Raw genomic sequence first — 20087 nt, 5'->3', positions numbered from 1 at the left:
TGTTGTGAGGCCGGTGCGCGCTACGGCCCGGACCATTATTGCCGCCCGCGCTCAACCTAGCACCGTCCCTGGACTCATAGCCGCACCGCGGCTGAAGTCGCCGGCGCTCATCGCTTTTTTGCCGGCCGGCTGCACAGAGGTCAGCAGCAGTGATCCGTCACCGGTGCTCACCTCTACACCGCGCTCGTTAACCACCAGCACTGTACCAGGTGCTTTGACCGCAGAGCTGTGACTTGCCAAAGGTTTAGCCGCTGCCCATACCTTAAAGGTCTCGCCATTCCAGAGGGTAAATGCGCCGGAGAACGGCACCAGCCCCCGGATACGGTTATAGATTTCACGTGAGCCTGCATTCCAGTCAATACGCTCATCATCGCGGGTGAGGTTCGGTGCGTACGTTGCCTCATTGTCATTTTGTTTTGCTGCTTCTACCCGCCCCTTCGCTAGACGAGGCATCTCAGTCTTTAGCAGATGACATCCGGCAAGGCTCAGCTTCTCAAACAGGTCACCTGCAGTGTCTTCATCTTCAATCGGCACCTCGACACGGGAAATCATGTCCCCTGTATCCAGACCTTCCGCCATGTACATCAGCGTTACGCCGGTTACACTTTCCCCGTTAATAATGCAGCGCTGAATAGGCGCACCGCCGCGGTATTTCGGGAGCAGTGAACCGTGAACATTGACGCAACCATTTTTAGGCAGATCAAGCACACTTTTAGGCAGAATTTGCCCGTAAGCAGCCGTAACAATCAGATCCGGCTCATAGGCAGCAAGCTCGGCTACCGCCTCCGGACGGCGCAGCCGTTCCGGCTGCAGTACCGGCAGCCCCAGAGACAGTGCAGCCTCCTTTACCGGAGTAGGCATAAGCGTCTTCTTACGGCCTTGCGGCCGGTCAGGCTGAGTAATAACAGCTACCACGTCATAGCCTTCCTCCACGAGCATTTTCAATGAAGGCACGGCAAATGCCGGTGTTCCCATGAACACTATCTTCATTTCATTCACTCCCCGGCTTCGCTATGTTCAGCTTTGTACTCATAGACCTTCTCGGCAATGTCCGTAAAGAGGACTCCATTAAGATGATCGATCTCGTGCTGGAAAGCCCGAGCTAGAAGTCCGCTACCCGTAATGGTGACTTCATTGCCTTCACGGTCAAGCCCACGCACTGTTACCGTCTCTGCACGGCGCACATCACCATTGAGCCCGGGAATACTCAGGCAGCCTTCCGGTCCGAACTGCTCGCCCTCTGTGCTGATGATCTCCGGATTAATCAGCTTGATCAGCCCATGCTCTTCGTCAGCATCAACGACGATCAGCCTTTTCAGAATTCCCACCTGTGGTGCCGCAAGACCCACACCTTCGGCGTCATACATAGTATCTGCCATATCATCCAGCAGCTTCTGGACGTTCGCGGTTACTTTCGTTACTGTTTTCGCTGTCTTGTGCAACACTTCATCCGGTTCTTTTACGATTAATCTGATTGCCATTACACGTACACCATCCTTGTTCTGAACATTTCAAAGTACTTTCATTGTATCATTTCTGAAGGTTACATCAACATTTGCGGGTCCACATCAATGCTGATCTGCAGACCGTTATCGCGGACAGAATCCTCCAGCTCTTCAGCTACCTGGCGGGCCAGTCCGATGGCATCGATCGCTCCCCGCCATTTCACGATGCACTGGAAGCGGTAACGTCCTTTCAGCCGGGGCAAAGGTGAGGCAACCGGGCCGAGCAGGTCAAGCGCATCTGAGGACAGCTTGTCCAGACTGCCGAACCAGCGGAGCTGCCTTGCCCGTCCCTGCAGATTCAGCGCATAATTCTCCGCCATCTTCAGGAGCAGCGGAAGCTGCTCATGTGAGAGCGTGACAAGAATCAGACGGCAGTATGGCGGGTAATGCAAATCTCTCCGGTGCTTCAGTTCTTCCCGGACAAACGAATTATAGTCATGTCCGCTGGCATGAACGATTGAATAATGCTCCGGTGTGTAGGACTGCACTACGACCTCACCGGGAAGCTGATGTCTTCCGGCCCGGCCTGCGACCTGTGTGAGCAGCTGGAACGTCTTCTCTGCTGCGCGGAAATCCGGCAGATTCAGCGCGGAATCCGCAGTGATGACGCCGACAAGCGTTACATCCGGGAAATCCAGTCCTTTTGCCACCATTTGTGTTCCCAGCAGCACATCAGCCTTCTTATCTCTGAACTGGTTCAGCAGCTTTTCATGTGAGCCCTTCTCTGTCGTGGTGTCCACATCCATCCGGATGACACGGATGCCTGGAAAGAGCTTACCCAGCTCTTCCTCTACGCGCTGGGTCCCTGTTCCGAAGAAACGGATGTGTTCACTTCCGCATTCCGGACATTCCTTCGGCGAAGCTTCGGCATGTCCGCAATAATGACAGCGCAAATTGTCGCTTCGGCTGTGATACGTCAGTGAAATATCGCATTCCGGACATGTAGCCACATAACCGCAGCTCCGGCACATCACAAAGGTAGAGAAGCCCCTGCGGTTCAGCAGCAATACAGTCTGTTCTCCCCGTTCGAGCCTGCTCTCCAGTGCGGCATGCAGCCTGCGGCTGAACATCGAGCGGTTGCCCTCCTTCAATTCATCCCGCATGTCGACTACATGCACCTTGGGCAATTCATTGCCCAGTGCCCGGGTAGGCATCTCCAGCAGGACTGGAGAGAAGTGGATATCACTCTGTGATCTGGCTGCATGATAACTCTCCAGTGAAGGAGTGGCTGAGCCCAGAATAACCGCTGCTCCGCCCTGCTCTGCACGGCGAACAGCGACATCACGGGCATGATATTTCGGATTCTCCTCCTGTTTATAGGAGGATTCATGCTCTTCATCCATAATGATCAGACCCAGATTTGAAAAGGGGGCAAATACCGCCGAACGCGCCCCTACGGCTACATTCGCTTTCCCCTCCCGGATCTTGCGCCATTCATCATAACGTTCACCTACGGACAGGCGGCTGTGCATGACCGCTACACCACTGCCGAACCGGCCTTTAAACCGTTCCACCATCTGCGGAGTAAGCGCAATTTCCGGCACGAGCACGACCGCCTGTCTTCCTTGATCGACTACACGCTGGATACATTGCAGATAAATCTCCGTTTTCCCGCTTCCGGTAACCCCATGCAACAGAAACACTTCATGCTGCTGCTCTTCAACTGTACGGGCAATCCGTGTGAATACCGTCTGCTGCTCAGGAGTAAGCGGCAGCGGTGTACTCGGTTTGAAGTCCCGCCCCCGGTAAGGGTCGCGGTATACCTCGATCTCAGTGATTTCGATGAAACCTTTGTCTTCAAGAGCTTTCACCGTGCCGGTTGTAACCTGCAGCACTGACAGCAGGTCTTTCAGCGGCATCGGCAGCATCTGCTCCATTTCGATCAAAAAAGCTAAAACTTCCTTCTGCCGGGCAGAACGCGCAGGGAAACTGCTGAGCGATTCGCGGGCTGCAGCCAGACCAACCGCCAAATCTACTGCCTTCAGCTTCTTTTTGCCCATTTTATCCTTAATGGACTGGCTTTCGGTCAGCACTCCCCGCCGCAGCATAAACTTCACTGTCTCCGCCGCATCCGGAAATGTCCGGGTCAGCTGCTTCATGGAGACCTCTCCGCCCCGTCTGACAAAATCAATGATCGTACGTTCCTCCTGATCATCCTCCAGAAACAGCGGAAACAGCTCATCCTCCGGCTTAGCTGCTTCTTCCGCAGCCTCCCCCAGAGAAATCAGACGCTCGGCTTTGCCCTTAAGAGCCGTTGGAAGCATTGCCTGAAGAGCTGAAATACGTCTGCAGGCATATCTTTGACTCATCCAGTCGCCTAATTCAACCAGCTCAGGCGACAACGGGGGCAGGAGATCCAGGACCTCCTGAATCGGCTTAAGACTAGAGACCGAGCCAGTCTCACCGGATTCAAGTGAGACTACGAAACCTTGTACCGTCCGGTGTCCGAAAGGAACGGCTACCCTGCTGCCGACTTCTATCCACAGTTTCAGGGAATCAGGAATCAAATAATCGAACGGCCGGTCGGTGCTGCGCACAGGAACATCGACAATGACCTTCGCTATTTCCATTACAAGGCTACCCCGGATATACGCTCTGCCGCCAGGGTCAGCAGACGGCGCGCAACTTCATCTTTTGAGCTCAAAGGTAGATCCAGCACCAGTCCCCCGGCATCGTAGATAGATACAATGTTGGTATCCGTGCCGAAGCCGGCGCCTTCAGTGGACACATCATTAGCCACGATAAGATCCAGATTTTTGCGGACCAGCTTATCCTTTGCATAATATTCGGCGTTGCCTGTTTCAGCGGCAAATCCGACCAGGAACTGGCCGTCTTTCATTTTCCCCAGAGTCTCCAGAATATCGGTTGTCTTGACCAGTTCAAGCGTCATCGTATCTCCGCTTTTTTTAATTTTCGAGTCAGCACTGTGCATCGGACGGTAATCAGCCACTGCGGCAGCTTTGATCAGAATATCGCACTCAGCCCACCGGCTGGTGACGGCCTCCAGCATGGACTGCGCTGATTCCACCCGGATTAACGTGATCTCAGGATCCTGCGGCGGCGTTTCATCGGTCCGGGCAGCAATCAGGGTAACCTCCGCACCCATTGCCCGTGCGGCACGGGCAATGGCAAAGCCCATTTTACCGGAAGAATCATTAGAGATATAGCGGACCGGATCAATCCGTTCTACCGTTCCACCGGCGGTAACAATCACTTTTTTACCGGCTAAAGGTCCCTTTACATTGACAGCCTGGAGAGTAAAGAAATCCTCCACCACACGGACAATCGTTTCCGGCTCCTCCAGCCTCCCTTTGCCCACATAACCGCAGGCGAGCAGGCCTTCGCCCGGTTCAATAAACTTCACACCACGGGCGGCAAGTGTGTTCATATTGCTGATTACCGCCGGATGCTGGTACATATGAACATTCATTGCCGGTGCGACCATAACTGGCGCTGTAGTTGCAAGAAGCGTGGTGGACAGCATATCATCGGCCAGTCCATGCGCCATTTTACCAATAATATTGGCCGTTGCCGGAGCAATCAGAACCAGATCAGCAGAACCGGCAAGATCTATATGAGAAATTGAAGCCGGGTCGCGTTCCTGGAAGGTATCACTATACACCCGCTGTTTGGACAGCGACTGAAACGTCAGTTCGGTAATAAACTGCTTGGCCGAAGACGTCATAATGACATGAACCTCGGCTCCTTTTTGGGCTAGCTTGCTGGTCAAGGCCGCCGCCTTATAGGCAGCGATCCCTCCTGTAACACCAAGGATGATGGTTTTGCCTTGTAAGCTGTTCAACTTAATCCCCCCTGTTCCAAACCTGTAAGAAGCACATGAACCGGCTATGAAAAAAGATATCCTTATGACTTCATATTCCGGCAAGAAGAAACGGCTGCGTCGCCTTTAGGCAAAGGACGGCACCCGTTTCTTGCGGGACATTCAGGTAATCAATATCACTAAAAATCAACTGATTCTTAAAAAAATAACAACCTTCCGGTTGTCAGGATCAGCCCTGCACGGGCTACATATACCATTATACAATACAAGCCCTGCTAACAGAAGAAGAAACGGCTGCGCCGCAAATGAAGCTGGCGGTGACCGTTTCTACTGTAGGCATAGCAGGCTTCCCGGACTATTCTTCGCCGCGGGTTACAACAATGCGGTCTTCATAGATTTCTTCCAGTGCCACACCAACGAATTTGTGCGATTTCGGCGATTTAACATCCGTTTTACCGCCTTCGCGGAGTGCTCTTGCCCGGCGGGCTGCAGCGACAACCAGCGAGTACTTGCTGTCAACCTTAGTCATCATTTCATCAATAGATGGATATAGCACGTAAGACACCTCTTCATCTTTTACTGTAAATATAATCCATTCTTGTAGTGCATATCATCTTACCTTACAATGTTCGGCGATAATAATGCTTTCTATGCGCTTGCAGGCGAGATCAATCTCATCATTCACTACGGCGTAGTCGTAATGCCGGATCAGGCCAATCTCATCCTCCGCTACAGACATACGGTGGTTAATCACATCAGGATGCTCCGTACCGCGCCCGCGGATACGGTCCTTGAGTTCGTCCATCGATGGCGGCAGCAGGAATACGAAGATTCCTTCGGGAAATTTCTCTTTGACTTTGAGTGCTCCCTGAACCTCGATTTCCAGAATAATATCTCTTCCGCTCTCAAGTGTCCGCTCCACAAAATCACGCGGAGTACCGTAATAATTGCCTACGTACTCCGCATACTCCAGCAGCTGGTCGGCTTCAATCATCGCCGCAAACTGCTCTCTGCTCTTGAAAAAATAATTGACACCGTTCTCTTCGCCTTCACGCGGACTACGGGTGGTGGCGGAAACGGAATAGACAAGCTCGGGCATTTTCGGCCGTAGTGCTGTACACACTGTGCCTTTGCCAACGCCGGAAGGTCCGGATAAAATGATCAGCAATCCTTTTGACATAGTACACTCCAATTGTTGTTATTCGTCGTTATCGTCATCTTTGCTGGATAAGCGGTGTGCCACAGTCTCCGGCTGAACGGCCGACAGAATGACATGGTCGCTGTCTGTGATAATGACGGCCCGCGTCCGGCGGCCATAGGTAGCGTCAATCAGCATATGCCGGTCTCTCGCTTCCTGGATAATACGTTTAATCGGTGCAGATTCCGGGCTGACAATGGAAATAATACGGTTGGCCGATACGATATTCCCAAAGCCGATGTTGATTAATTTAATTGCCATGTTCCGGTTGTTCCCCCCATAAGTTACATCTTTGCGTATACAGATTCATGTTATTCAATATTCGCCGCTTGCTCACGAATCTTCTCCAGCTCAGCCTTCATCTCAAGCGTGAGGTTCACCAGAGTCAGATGATTGCATTTCGACCCGATTGTATTCGTCTCCCTGTTCATCTCCTGGATGAGAAAGTCCAGTTTGCGTCCTGCCGGCTCGCTTCCGTTCAGCAGAGTCCTGCATTGTTCAAAATGACTGTACAGCCGGGTAAGCTCTTCATCAATGTTACAGCGGTCGGCAAAGATAGCAATTTCCATTCCGAATTTATGCTCTTCAAAAGGGAACGTTCCGTCATTCAGTTCACTTAGCCGCAGCCTTAGCTTGTCACGGTATTCACTGACAACAGCGGGGGCAAGTGCAGCCATTCTAGCCTGAAGCTCTTCAAGATGGCCAAGCCTGCTGAACAGATCAGCAGCAAGATAGCTTCCTTCACGGGCACGCATCTGGAGCAGCGACTGCAGGCTCTGCGTCAATCCCCGTGCAAGCATCTCGGAGCACTCATCGGAAGAACCGGACGTTTCGTCCGCCGGCCCGTCCTTAAGTTCCATAACCCCGGGCATAGAAAGTATATCACGTAAAGTCAACTCTCCCGGCAGCCCGAACTCATCCTTCAGCACTTCCGCTGACTTCAGGTAGGACTTCACCGCATTACGGTTCAAAACCTGTAAGGAAGCAGCTTCTTCAGTGACTTCCCTATTAATGATGACATCTACCCGTCCCCGTTTGATATGGCTTTGAACTATTCGTCGCAGCATATCCTCATAAACCGTCCAATCCCGGGGCATCCGCAGCACAACTTCGCAGTAACGGTTATTCACCGATTTGACTTCGAACGTTATCTTGTAACCGCCGAATTGCAGGGATGATTGACCGTATCCGGTCATGCTAAATGACAACGGAATCACATCCATTACACTATTGTAATTGATTATTACTACCGAAACAAGGGGGACAATTTGCGTCCTTGCTTCGTCCAAATATATTCCAGCAGCTGCACACTCATATCATAGAACATGAAAGGTGTCATTAAATAGATCCCGTTAAAATGTGCTGTCGCTGCATCCAGCAGCTCTTTAGCTATAGCTACACCTTCCGCGCGGCCAGTCTCTCCTTCAAGTCCCTGCATACGTCTGCGCACTTCGTCCGAGAGCTGAATTCCAGGCACTTCATTATGCAGATATTCAGCATTACGGCCGCTCGCCAGCGGCATAATCCCGAGGAAGATTGGAATATCCAGATGTTCGGTGGCTTTGGCAATGCGGGCAATCAGCTCTGGATCATACACGGGCTGAGTCATAATATAGTCAGCGCCTGAGGCGATTTTCTTCTCCAGACGTTCTACTGCCTTGTCCAAATGTTTCACATTCGGATTAAAAGCAGCCCCGATCACAAATTTCGCCTTCTGCTTGAGCGGTTTGCCGGAAAAAGCAATGCCGTCGTTGAGCTGCTTAATCATCCGGATGATCTCGAAGGAGGTCAGATCGTAAATCGAGCTGGACCCCGGTAAATCGCCGAACCTCGCCGGATCTCCGGTCACAGCCAGCACATGGTCAATCCCCAGCGCATCGAAGCCCATCAGATGGGATTGCGTTCCGATTAGATTGCGGTCACGGCAGGCAACATGGACCAGGGGGCGTAGTCCGGTACGGGTCTGTACCAGAGATCCGAGCGCCATGTTGCTCATCCGGGTCACGGCCAGGGAATTATCGGCCAGTGTCAACGCATCAGCGCCCGCTCTGCGCAGCGCTTCAGCACCCTTCATAAACTTGGTGATATCCAGATCCCGCGGAGGGTCCAGTTCTACAATCACGGTATGGCGCTCCTTGACCAGATCGACCAGATTCGGTTCGCCGCCGTTCCGGTCCCTGTCTTCCCCGAGAGGCTCATGCACCGTAATACTCTCTGTGCTTCGCTTCACCGCCGGCTCCGGCAGCGGCTGCGGAACATATCCGCGCAGCGCTGCAGAAATTTCAGCGATATGCTGCGGTGTAGTACCGCAGCATCCGCCGATAATCCGGCAGCCCATATCGGCAAACACCGGGGCCATCTGGCCAAAATATTCCGGTGATGCGCCGTAGCGGTATTGCCCGTCCACATAATCAGCGATACCGGCATTAGGATATACCGAAGCGGGCAGTGTAAGACTTCCCTGCAGTGATTTTAAAGCCCGCTTGATTCCGTTTGGTCCGGTACGGCAGTTGAAGCCGATGATGTCTGCCCCGTCCTGCTCCAGAATCCGAAAAGCCTCAGGCAATGTTAAGCCGTCAAGTGTACGTGCTGTTTCATCCACAGCCAGCTGGCAGATTACCGGAAGACCGCTGAGCTTACGGACCGCTCTTAGCGCCAGATGCAGCTCCTCCACATCATAGAAAGTTTCCAGCAGGATACCGTCCGGCTGCTCTTCAAGCAGCGCTGAAAACTGCTGAGCATAAAACCGTTTCAGCTCCGAGCTGGACAGGTTCGCACGCTTACCGGCACGAATCGAGCCTACCGCACCGACAACATATCCGGTATCACCGGCGGCATGCCGGGCTATCCGTACACCGGCACGGTTTATCTCCTCCACCTTGGCCTCAAGGCCAAACTTGGACAGCTTATCATAATTGGCCGAGTACGTGTTGCTCTCCAGCAGCACCGCCCCCGCTTCAATATAGCTGCGGTGCACATCCTCAATGACCTCTGGAGAGGTTAGATTTAATTCTTCATAAGAGATCCCGACAGGGAAGCCTTTCTGATATAAAAAAGTTCCCATCGCTCCGTCTCCGACCAACACGTTATTCTTCCATGCAGAGCGCAAATCCGGCTTCACCGCAAGAACCTCCCCTATACTGTCATTAGTTTCATACTAATGTAACATAAATCGGGATGGATGATAAGCATTCATAGCGCAAAAGCAGTCCCTCGCCGGACCCGGCTTTGCATGGCAGTCCAGGAAATGATTCATACTAGTCTTAATCACCCGGAAAGGACTGTTTTGGTTGAAAAAGAAAACCCGTAAGCTCCTGCTCCGCAAGTACATTGCGATCCTTTTACTATCAGTACTTTCACTGCTGTATCTTTACCTGAACGACTGGCTGTTCGGATATGGGATAAATAACATCGGCTATATTCTCAACTATCTGCTCTATACTGCCTCGGAGAAGCTGGCTGCCTCCGTTATGCTGTTATGCCTTATCATTCCGGATGCCATCTATTGGATACGCGGCTCTCAGCCCGGCCGGGGCGCCGAAAAGTAACTTCGTATTGCAGTAACAATGATCAGAATAACCGGAATAACAATCATAAACAGCGGATAGACCGTGTACAGGAGTCTTCCGCCTTCGTTCAGATGTTCAGTGAAACTGCGGGCATCAAGCATAGAAGTAAACAGAATCATCAGCGTAACAGGATACACCATTCTCCGGTATGGAAGATTGAACAATTCGGAAATACCGATTAGTGCAGCCGCGAAGAAGACAGACACTTTGAAAAAGACACCAATAATCAGCACCATTACTACAAAAATGTCAACCCGCTGGATAAAATCCGAGATCGAGATCTTGCTGATGGTCGGCATCAGCGGCAGCGGGGAACGCTCCACGATATCTGCCCCAAGCACCGATATATTAAGGGCCATGGTAGCGCTGAGCAGCAGAGCGGATATCAGCATACCTGCCGCAATAACCCACGGTCCTTTTTTGACATCAGACAGATAAGGCATCAGCATCGTAAAGCAAATCATTTCACCGAACGGAAACATATAATTCTGATGAACAACGGAATCCATCACCGGCCCGATCCCGTTCTCCAGAACAGGAAGCAGCCGAAAAAGTTTGATTGAACCGGACAGAATCAGCAAAAGCAGGCTAAATACACCGATCAGCAGGACGATTATGGTGAACATCAGCGACGTCCTTGTGAGTACCTCGAGACCCTTGTGCAGCACATAAGCACTGGATAAAATCATCAGCATACTTAGGATAAAGAGAGGTGTGTTATGCATTGTAGCCATCGCGAGCATCGTGCTTCCGTCACGCAGATCTCGGCCTGCCAAATTCATATATAAAACAATATACATTACCGCGACTGGTGTGCCGGCTGTTGTGCCAAGCAGTTTGCGGGTATAGGCCGTGAAAGGCATGTCCGGGTGCTTCCGGTACAAATAAACATACCCCCAAAACATGACCAGCCCTGCAAGACAGCCAATCAGAATGGACATCCATGCGTCCCTGCCGGCGTTCATGCCCAGATTGACAACAAGCGCCGTCCCCAGCTCAAACAGCACGGTTAAAGTGAAAAACTGTAGCAATCCGATCTTAACCTTTCCCATTTTGTCCCCCTGCTCTACGGATTCACCTGAAACGAGTTGCTCCGCATATCGGTATGTCTGATCACTGCATCTGCCTCAATTTTATATTCGCAATCCGCAAAAATATCCTCCCAGTGTTTCATCACTTTTTTCCAGCCCTGCGGATTTTCCCGCTCCATCGCTTCTCCAAATCCCAGATAATCACTGTTGTACTTCCTGGCTGTATCGATCGCATCTTTAATTTTTCTGGTGGTATCCTTAATCACGTGTGACGATAAATCCACGACTGTTGCCGGAGAGATCAAGTTTAGCTCATTGGCATTTTCTTTGATCGAAACCTGCTGGCTGATTTTCACTGTGAAAACAGGGTGCTCGGGATCTTTGGCCGCTACCGTCAGCCTGACCTGGGACTGATACACATTAAAAGCAATATAGCCGCCTTGAGGATGACTGATGACCACAGGATATTCCTTGATTTTGTTGTGCAGGAGCACGGTGCCCAGCGCAGCATCCCCCTTGATCCAGCCCTTTAACTTATCATCCTTAAAAGCTGCCAGCTCCGATACCTTCAGGATCGCATGTGGAACAATTGTCTTAAAATTATCGTTACTATCTGCCTTCTCCCGGCTCCCGTCGGTAAACACCCCGTTGATCACCGGACCGCCGCCTCTGAGCTGAATACCTCTGATTACATCATCCACTTCCATCCGGAAATTGTAGCCGAACTGCTTCGAGGTTGTTTCAAGCTTCTCGACCAGATCATTGGCGGGGATTTTACTGAACACGGTCATTGTAGACATGAGTTCACTTGCGGGCTGGCCTTTGGCAACAAAAATCAGGCTGGTAAGCCGGGTATCGCTCTCCCGTTCAAGCACATCCAACATATCCTTAATGCCTTCCCGCGCCAGTTTTTCAGAAATGACCAGAACCCGGACATGGCCTAGTGATAAGAAGCGGGCGGTTTGCCGGGAAGCATTAGCCAGCGCCTCAAACATGGTCCGGCCCTTCCCTGTATACAGAACCACCGGTGAGATCCCGCGTGTGTTCTTACCAGAGATTTCTTCGGCGACAATGACCTGAAAGGAAACCACATACTTCTCCTTCTCTCCTTCCCCCCGGTCAATAGCCACACCGGAAACGATTGCCCGCCGGTTCAACTCAACACTATCCCAGCAGCCGGTAAGAACCAGCGGAAGCAGGAGCTGCAAAACAGCCAGTAAAAAAGTACAAAGGCGTCTCATCTTCACTTGGCCTCTCCTTCACCCTTCGGCTGCTTGCCCCTGTTTTCATTCTTCTTGATTAGCGGAGCCAGCTCCGACTCATGACCTGACGTCACTTGCTTGAACTCCGGCATCTCTGCACGGATCTGCTGCGGTGATTGACCAGGCTCCATCAGCCAGACCGGCAGCCTTAGAATAGTGTCCTTTTGATCCATCACGGACAAAGGAACAAACGGTGACAGATAGGGTAAGCCGAACGAGCGCAGGCTGTTCATGTGCGCCACCAGTACAATGAGGCCGAGCGTGATACCGTAGAACCCGAACATTCCTGCCAGCAGGAGAAAAGCAAAACGGATAATCCGTCCTGCAATCGCCATGTTATATGCCGGTATGGCGAAGCTCGCTATTCCGGTCAGCGCGATGACGATTACCATAATCGGTGTAATAATTCCTGCTTCCACTACAGCCGAACCTAGAATGAGCGCACCTACAACTGAGACAGTCTGGCCGATGGCTCGCGGCATGCGTACCCCGGCCTCACGCAAAATCTCAAAGGCGCCTTCCATCAGCAGCGCCTCGACAAAAGCCGGAAACGGCACATTTTCCCGCTGGGAGAGCAAGTTAATCAAAAGGGTTGTCGGAATCATCTCATAATGATAGGTAGTGAATGCAATATATACAGAGGGACCCAGCAGCAGAACAATAAAACTGACATATCGGACTATCCGCATTAGAATGGCAATATCAAACCGCTGGGCATAGTCTTCTGCCGACTGGAAAAATTGAGTAAAGACCGCAGGTAAAATCAGCACAAACGGCGTTCCGTCCACAATGACTACCACCCGGCCTTCCAATAAATTTCCCGCGACAACATCCGGCCGTTCGGTATTATAGATTGTCGGAAACGGGGTGAAGGTCTTATCCTGTATCAGCTCCTCCAGGTAACCTGATTCCAGCACCTCTTCATTCGCAATCCTATTCAGTCGCTCCCGCACTTCCTCTACCAGATCCTCATTGGCTATTTCTTTCATATACATCATTGCCACATGGGTCTTAGTCTCTGTGCCGAGCTTCATGAACTCGAGCCGCAGCTTGGAGGATCTAATCCTCCGGCGGATTAGAGAGACATTAGTGCCCACAGATTCCACAAATCCATCCTTTGGACCGCGGACCACCATTTGCGAAGAGGATTCTTCGACGGACCGGGTTTCCCCGCCCCGGGTCTCACAGATAATCGCAAGGGTATAGCCATCGATCAGTATCGCCGTATCCCCGGAGAGCACGGCCAGCATAATATCGTTCCAATCCTCCTGGACCTCCGCTTCGCCAACTTCCAGAATACGGCTTAATAGCAGAGCAGGGAGGTCGGGAGAGCTATCTTCATATTCCTGGGCCCATCCGTCGGTATTTAGCAGGAGGGATCCTACAACAAATTCATTGACGGAAGTCTTATCCGCCAGTCCGCTGAGATGAAGAGCTGCAGCCTGTACCGGATTTTCTACACCGATCTCAACTTTCCGTACCTTTAGGTCAGGACTGTACCCAAGCTCGCCCTGGATGTTCTCGATACTCTCAGCGAGAACCTCTGATAACCTCGGCGCTCTGCTGCCAGAACCTGCAGAATCAGCAGACTTCAGTTGTCTGCCTGTACGTCGCTTAGTATCCATCAGACTCCCCCCCTTCTTATGCTGCTCCTTATTATTCACGGATCGACTTGCCATTATTCGGCTGCTTCTGATCGCCCGAAATGCCAAAAGGATGCCCTTCAAGCCCTGAACGGCTTGCTGGACATCCTTTTGGAATTCTCCTGCCGGTGTGAACCGCAGGGTAATTATCTATTCCTTTAAATTTCTACAGAACCTGTGTATACCACCTGCGCCGGGCCGGTCATATACACATGATTGTCCTGCTCGTTCCATTCAATAAACAGATCCCCGCCTTTAAGGCTGATTACAGCCGAACGGTCGGTGAGACCGTTCAGTACAGAGGATACCAGCGTTGCGCAGGCTCCTGTGCCGCAAGCCAGGGTAGGTCCCGCACCGCGTTCCCAGACACGCATATCAACATGACCGCGGTCAAGAACAGTCGCAAACTCTACGTTTACTTTTCTCGGGAACAACGGATGAACCTCAAGCTTCGGACCCCACGTGGCAAGATCAAAGGATACCGCATCCTCCACATAAATGACACAGTGAGGGTTGCCCATCGACACAGCCGTGAATTTAAATTCTGCTCCATCCGCTTCAATCGGCTGATCCAGCACCGGTTCAGCGTCAATGGCTACCGGAATCTGTGTTCCAGACAATACGGGTTCACCCATATCAACAGTAACCGTCTCCACTACCCCATCCTTCACCTTGAGCGATACCTTTTGTTCCCCGGCACCGATCGTTTCAATAACAATCTCTTCTGATTCCACCAGACCATGTTCATATACATACTTGGATACACAGCGGATTGCATTTCCGCACTGTTCCGCTTCCGATCCGTCCGAATTCATAATGCGCATCATGTAATCGCCGCGTTCCGACGGCAGGATGTACACCAGTCCGTCGGCACCGATGCCGAAGAACCGGTTACAGAGTTTAACTGCCAGCTCTGCTGCATTGCCGGGCAGCTCCTGTTCACCAAATACGATTATAAAGTCATTGCCGAGGCCATGCATTTTTGTGAATTCCATTGAAAGGTCCACTCCTAAAAGTTAAGTATTCTTGTGAAACAAGCATACCTTAAGGAGTGGACCGATGCTATTGATTTTATGCTGAAATTTTTGTACTTTTTATCATCGTCCGTCCGCCGCTGCGGCTGCGGTTCTTTTTGCCGCCCCATACGCTGCCTGCTCCCATAAGGAATGTAGGAATACCCGCGCTTACGAATACGAGGCACCATTCGCGGAAGTTCAGCGGCACGGTCTTGAACACCGGCTGCAGCAGCGGCAGATACATAACAACCAGCATCAAGGCTACTGAAGACAATACGGCTAGTACTAGATATTTATTCTGTAACGGGTTGCGGTGGAACACGGAACGGGAGCTGCGGCAGTCGAATACATGGATAAGCTGAGCCATAACCAGTGTGGCAAAAGCAACCGACTGCGCACGGATCAGCTGCTGTGCACTGCCCGGATCAATCCGCAGGGTCAGCCAGAAGGCACCTAATGTGCACAGGCCGATCAGCAGCCCGCGGCTGATGATTTTCCAGCCCAGCCGGCGGGCAAAAATATTTTCCTTCGCTCCGCGCGGTTTATGCTCCATCAGATCCTTCTCCGGCTGATCGACACCGAGCGCCATGGCCGGCAGTCCGTCAGTGACCAGATTCACCCAGAGAATCTGGATCGGCACAAGCGGCAGCGGCAGGCCCAGCATCATGGCAAAGAACATGGTCAGAATCTCACCGACATTGGAAGCCAGCAGATAGCGGATGAATTTGCGGATATTTTCATAAATATTCCGCCCTTCCTCTATAGCAGCAACGATGGTCGAGAAGTTATCATCACCAAGGATCAGCGCCGAAGCCTCCTTGGTAACATCGGTACCGGTGATCCCCATGGAGATCCCGATATCCGCAGCTTTGATCGCAGGGGCATCGTTAACCCCGTCCCCGGTCATTGCCACCACATGCCCGCGCCGCTGCAGCGATTTGACAATCCGCAGCTTATGCTCAGGAGATACACGGGCATAGACGTAGACATTATCCGAGACCTTATCGAGCGCATCGTCGTCCATCCGGGTCAGCTGGCTTCCTGTCAGCACAGTTCCTCCGCGCTGCAGAATTCCGAGCTGATGTGCAATGGCTTCTGCTGTCGTTCCGTGGTCGCCTGTGATCATCACCGTTTTGATGCCCGCCCGCCGGGTAATGCTGATCGCATCGCGCACCTCACGACGCGGCGGGTCAATCATTCCGGCCAGTCCGACAAAGACCAGCTGGTTTTCCGCTTCCTTCTCACTGCCGACCACTTCACCTGAGCGGACGTCACGGTAAGCCATGCCGAGCACCCTCAGGGCGCCAGATGCCATTTCCTCATTCGCCTCAAGCACCTTTTGGCGCAGCGTCGGCGTGCATGGAACGACCCCGCCCTCCCATAGCATATAGGAGCAGCAGTTTAACAGCACATCCGGCGCTCCTTTGGTGCAGATCATCCGCCCGCCGGGATGGCTAACGATGACGGACATAAGCTTTCGCTCCGAATCGAACGGGAATTCCTGCTCTCTGGCATAAGTAACCGCGAGGGATTGCGCGGTAAGTCCCATTTTGGAGGACAGGGCCACCAGGGCACCTTCGGTAGGGTCGCCCTTCAGCTCCCATACCGACTGGCTCTTGAGCGACTTTTCCGTGTCCTCGCCCTTCTCCTTCCCCTTGCGTTTGCCGCGCATTTCTCCGGGGAAGGTCTCAACGATCTCTGCATTGTTGCAGAGCGCACCGATCTGCAGCAGGCGGCGCAGACTCTGGTCAGCTTTCAGGTCGACTGGTTTGCCCTTCTGCAGAATGTGTCCGCTTGGCGCATAGCCTTCACCGGTCACCTCAAGGCTGCGGCCGGCATTCCAGATCCGCGTCACGGTCATCTTATTCTGGGTCAGCGTCCCTGTCTTATCCGAGCAGATGACAGAAGCACAACCCAGCGTCTCGACCGAAGGCAGCTTGCGGACGATAGCCTTGCGTTTAATCATCCGCTGCACTCCAAGCGCCAGCGCGATGGTGACAATCGCCGGCAAACCTTCAGGAATAGCTGCGACCGCAAGGCTTACGCCGGCGAGGAACATCGCAGCTGCTGGCTGACCATGCAGAATTCCAGCAAGCACAACAACGATTGTCAGGCCGAGTGAGACATAAATCAGAATTTTACCGAGCTGCTCCAGCCGGTGCTGCAGCGGCGTTTCCTGGGATTCGGTATTCTGGATCAGATCTGCGATCTTCCCCATCTCGGTATCCATACCCGTGCGGACAACGAGAGCTTTGCCCGTTCCGCGCGTTACCATCGTGCCCATGAAGCCGATATTCTTCTGATCCCCCAGCGGCAGCTCCTCGGCATGAATGGCTTCCGCATGTTTGGAGACAGGCAATGATTCACCGGTCAATGCGGATTCCTCGGCATAAAGTGCGCTGCACTCCAGCCAGCGGACGTCCGCCGGAACCCGATCGCCGCTTTCCAGCAGCACGATATCGCCGGGAACGAGCATTTTGGCCGGAATAACTTCCTGTTTGCCGTCACGCAGTACCTTGGCACTCGGTGCAGAGAGCTGCTTCAGCGCCCGCAGTGAACGCTCGGCGCGGAACTCCTGCACAAACCCCAGCACTCCGTTGAGCAGAATAATAGCGACGATCGTAATTGCATCCAGGTATTCGCCCAGAAGGCCGGATACCAGCGTTGCCCCCATCAGCACAAGCACCATAAAGTCCTTGAACTGGTTCAGCAGCAAGGTCAGCGGCGAGACTGTTTTGCCTTCAGACAGCTCGTTGTACCCGCTCTCTTGGCGTCTTTCCGCGGCTGTCTCTCCGCTTAGGCCCGCTCCCGGATGAACGCCGAACATCTTCTGCAGTTCCTCAGCACCGAGCCGGTGCCAGCTTTTTTGTTCCATATCGTTTCTTTCCCCTCCCGGTCGTTTCTTGACTTCCGGCGGCGCACAGCTTTTCCACCTGTTCATGACCAAGTGTATTCATGGTCGTCCCAAAATATCACTGCCTGGCCGCTTCTCCTTTTGCGCGAATGTGTTAAAGTATGGCATCATAGAGAGTAGGATATTATCTTTTTGCGACAGGAGAGCTTTATCATGGCATTAGACGGCATTGTTACCAGAGCGATCGTGCACGAGCTTCAACCCTTTATTGGTGCACGAGTCGGCAAAATATATCAACCCAGCACTCACGACCTTATATTCATACTGCGCGGCGCAGGCGGCGGAGGAAAGCTGCTCCTTTCCGCCAATCCGACCTATCCTCGCCTGCACCTGAGCGATCGCAACAGCATCAATCCGGCGGAAGCGCCGATGTTCTGCATGCTGATGCGCAAGCACTGCGAAGGCGGAACCATTGAGAGCATCACCCAGGTTGGCATGGAGCGGATCATTCATATCCAAATCAGAACTCGGGATGAGCTTGGAGATGTATCTGCCAAAAAGATTATCATCGAGCTGATGGGCCGCCACAGCAATATTATCCTCACCGATCTCGCCACCGGAACGATTATCGATGGCATTCACCATGTAACCCCGTCGATCAGCAGCTATCGTATTGTGATGCCCGGAGCTGCTTATACGGAGCCGCCTCAGCAGCATAAGCTGAATCCCCTCACCACCTCGCAGGAGGAGTTCATCTCCCTGATGGCATCCGCTGAAGAAGCTGCACTTCTTGCAAGCACCGGGGAGGAACAAGAACCGGAAGAAATCATAGAGGGGGATATCGCGGAGCTGCTACGTTCCCTGGAAGAACCGAAGGCGGACGGCAGCGGCGGCCCGGCACCCTCCGTTGACCCTATGGGCTGGATGGTTCATGCGTTCAGCGGAATGAGCCCGCTCATCGCCGGAGAGATCCTGCTGAGGTCCGGCCACCAGCACAATGCGGGCGGTTCCGCTGATCCCGCTCAGCTATGGGCTGCTTTTGACTCCATTATGTCGCCGGTAAGAGAGTTTCAGTTCTCTCCCGTTACAGGCTACAATGCCAAAGGCAAACCAGTCTTTTCAGCCATTCCGCTGACTTCACTTGGCGGTGACGCCAAGCACTACAGCTCAATTAGCGCCTGCCTGGAGGATTATTACGGGGATAAAGCGGAGCGGGATACAGTAAAGCAGCGGGTAAGCGACCTGATCCGTTTCCTGAGCAACGAGCGCAGTAAAAATGTGAAGAAGCTGGCCAAGCTCCAGAAGGATCTGGCAGAAGCGGATGACGCAGACCAGTACCGGATCTGGGGTGAGCTGCTATTTGCTTCCCTGCATACCGTTTCCAAAGGTGATAAAGAAGCAAAACTGGTCAATTATTATGATGAGAACCAGGCCGAGATCACCATCCCGCTCGACCCGCTGCTTACGCCATCCGATAATGCGCAGCGTTATTTCAAGAAGTACAACAAGTACAAGAACAGCCTGCTCGTGATTGAGGAGCAAAGGGTTAAAACCAATGAAGAAATCACTTACATGGAGATGCTGCTGCAGCAGCTGGAGCATGCCTCCCTCAATGATATCGAGGAAATCCGCGATGAGCTGGTGAATCAGGGCTACTTACGCGACCGCAGTAAAAAAGGCAAAAAGAAGAAAAAAACTACCCGCCCGACCCTGCAGGTCTATACTTCCTCGGAAGGTGTGGATATCTATGTCGGCAAAAACAATCTGCAGAATGAGTACGTCACGAACCGGCTGGCCTCGGCCAATGACACCTGGCTGCACACCAAAGACATTCCGGGCTCGCATGTCGTAATCCGCAGCGAAGAATTCGGCGACGCTACACTGGAGGAAGCGGCACAGCTTGCTGCCTATTACAGCCAGGCCAAGCAATCAAGCAGCGTCCCTGTAGACTGCACGCTAATCCGCCATGTCCGCAAACCGAGCGGTGCCAAACCCGGCTTCGTCATCTACGATCATCAGAAGACGCTGTTTGTCACACCGGATGAGGAGCGGATTAAAAGTCTGCCGAATGTTCTGCGGAGCTAACCAAGGAATAGCTAAGCTCAATGATATTTTCTGATCTTTAAATAAAAACCCCCGTATAACTGAGACGATTTCTCGTCCTGTCTTACGGGGGTTTTGTCTGCTGCCGGTCATAGAGCAGCTGGAAGTTTCATAGAAGGGGCGGC

General features: G+C 52.5%; 16 protein-coding genes. 2 read left to right on the top strand and 14 right to left on the bottom strand.

Features of this window, described 5'->3' with window-relative positions; genetic code table 11:
- Positions 1 to 51: 51 nt before the first annotated feature.
- The 9 genes from fmt to L6H70_RS01760 all read right to left on the bottom strand — a co-directional run bounded on the left by fmt (position 52) and on the right by L6H70_RS01760 (position 9605).
- Complete coding sequence (gene fmt / locus L6H70_RS01800; RefSeq protein WP_236329200.1) at positions 52 to 990, bottom strand: methionyl-tRNA formyltransferase; 939 nt, start codon at positions 988 to 990, stop codon at positions 52 to 54.
- A gap of 5 nt (positions 991 to 995) precedes the next feature.
- Positions 996 to 1481: a peptide deformylase gene (gene def, locus L6H70_RS01795; RefSeq protein ID WP_206104495.1), complete on the bottom strand. Its 486-nt coding sequence runs from the start codon at positions 1479 to 1481 to the stop codon at positions 996 to 998.
- Positions 1482 to 1543: 62 nt separating this feature from the next.
- Positions 1544 to 4075 carry a primosomal protein N' gene (gene priA, locus L6H70_RS01790; protein WP_236329198.1) on the bottom strand — a complete coding sequence of 844 codons (2532 nt, stop codon included), beginning with the start codon at positions 4073 to 4075 and terminating at the stop codon, positions 1544 to 1546.
- On the bottom strand, positions 4075 to 5307 hold the full coding sequence (coaBC, locus tag L6H70_RS01785) for a bifunctional phosphopantothenoylcysteine decarboxylase/phosphopantothenate--cysteine ligase CoaBC (protein ID WP_236329195.1): 1233 nt from the start codon (positions 5305 to 5307) through the stop codon (positions 4075 to 4077). The genes priA and coaBC overlap by 1 nt, the downstream gene beginning before the upstream one ends.
- A gap of 334 nt (positions 5308 to 5641) precedes the next feature.
- Positions 5642 to 5842, bottom strand: coding sequence for a DNA-directed RNA polymerase subunit omega (gene rpoZ / locus L6H70_RS01780; protein ID WP_054940240.1), 201 nt, complete (start codon positions 5840 to 5842; stop codon positions 5642 to 5644).
- A gap of 54 nt (positions 5843 to 5896) precedes the next feature.
- Positions 5897 to 6466, bottom strand: coding sequence for a guanylate kinase (gene gmk, locus L6H70_RS01775; RefSeq protein WP_236329193.1), 570 nt, complete (start codon positions 6464 to 6466; stop codon positions 5897 to 5899).
- Positions 6467 to 6484: 18 nt separating this feature from the next.
- Positions 6485 to 6745, bottom strand: coding sequence for an extracellular matrix/biofilm regulator RemA (gene remA, locus L6H70_RS01770; RefSeq protein ID WP_006209218.1), 261 nt, complete (start codon positions 6743 to 6745; stop codon positions 6485 to 6487).
- A 50-nt stretch (positions 6746 to 6795) separates the two neighbouring features.
- Positions 6796 to 7692, bottom strand: coding sequence for a YicC/YloC family endoribonuclease (locus tag L6H70_RS01765; RefSeq protein ID WP_236329191.1), 897 nt, complete (start codon positions 7690 to 7692; stop codon positions 6796 to 6798).
- Between the two features lie 38 nt (positions 7693 to 7730).
- The gene (locus L6H70_RS01760; RefSeq protein WP_236329189.1) at positions 7731 to 9605 is read right to left on the bottom strand and encodes a bifunctional homocysteine S-methyltransferase/methylenetetrahydrofolate reductase; all 1875 of its coding nucleotides are present in this window, start codon (positions 9603 to 9605) and stop codon (positions 7731 to 7733) included.
- A gap of 169 nt (positions 9606 to 9774) precedes the next feature.
- Here L6H70_RS01760 and L6H70_RS01755 point away from each other — a divergent pair, with 169 nt between their 5' ends.
- Positions 9775 to 10032: a hypothetical protein gene (locus tag L6H70_RS01755; protein ID WP_236329187.1), complete on the top strand. Its 258-nt coding sequence runs from the start codon at positions 9775 to 9777 to the stop codon at positions 10030 to 10032.
- On the opposite strand, the gene L6H70_RS01750 is transcribed toward L6H70_RS01755, so the two are convergent.
- The 5 genes from L6H70_RS01750 to L6H70_RS01730 all read right to left on the bottom strand — a co-directional run bounded on the left by L6H70_RS01750 (position 10005) and on the right by L6H70_RS01730 (position 17880).
- Positions 10005 to 11105, bottom strand: coding sequence for a GerAB/ArcD/ProY family transporter (locus tag L6H70_RS01750; protein ID WP_236329186.1), 1101 nt, complete (start codon positions 11103 to 11105; stop codon positions 10005 to 10007). The two genes, L6H70_RS01755 and L6H70_RS01750, sit on opposite strands and share 28 nt — an antisense overlap.
- Positions 11106 to 11119: 14 nt before the next feature.
- Entirely contained in the window at positions 11120 to 12325 is a 1206-nt protein-coding gene (locus L6H70_RS01745; protein ID WP_236333064.1) for a Ger(x)C family spore germination protein, read from the bottom strand.
- A 2-nt stretch (positions 12326 to 12327) separates the two neighbouring features.
- Positions 12328 to 13971: a spore germination protein gene (locus L6H70_RS01740; RefSeq protein ID WP_236329185.1), complete on the bottom strand. Its 1644-nt coding sequence runs from the start codon at positions 13969 to 13971 to the stop codon at positions 12328 to 12330.
- Between the two features lie 176 nt (positions 13972 to 14147).
- The gene (gene dapF, locus L6H70_RS01735; protein WP_236329183.1) at positions 14148 to 14984 is read right to left on the bottom strand and encodes a diaminopimelate epimerase; all 837 of its coding nucleotides are present in this window, start codon (positions 14982 to 14984) and stop codon (positions 14148 to 14150) included.
- 76 nt (positions 14985 to 15060) lie between these two features.
- Positions 15061 to 17880 (bottom strand): calcium-translocating P-type ATPase, SERCA-type, encoded by a 2820-nt coding sequence (locus L6H70_RS01730; RefSeq protein ID WP_236329180.1) that lies wholly within the window; start codon positions 17878 to 17880, stop codon positions 15061 to 15063.
- Positions 17881 to 18072: 192 nt separating this feature from the next.
- On the opposite strand from L6H70_RS01730, the gene L6H70_RS01725 reads away from it, so the two are divergent.
- On the top strand, positions 18073 to 19944 hold the full coding sequence (locus tag L6H70_RS01725) for an Rqc2 family fibronectin-binding protein (RefSeq protein WP_236329178.1): 1872 nt from the start codon (positions 18073 to 18075) through the stop codon (positions 19942 to 19944).
- The last annotated feature ends 143 nt before the right edge of the window (positions 19945 to 20087 follow it).

The organism is Paenibacillus auburnensis, assembly GCF_927798115.1.
Lineage (GTDB): Bacteria > Bacillota > Bacilli > Paenibacillales > Paenibacillaceae > Paenibacillus_AQ > Paenibacillus_AQ auburnensis.
The sequence above is the reverse complement of the archived record's forward strand: the minus strand, read 5'-3'. Positions and strand labels throughout refer to the sequence as shown.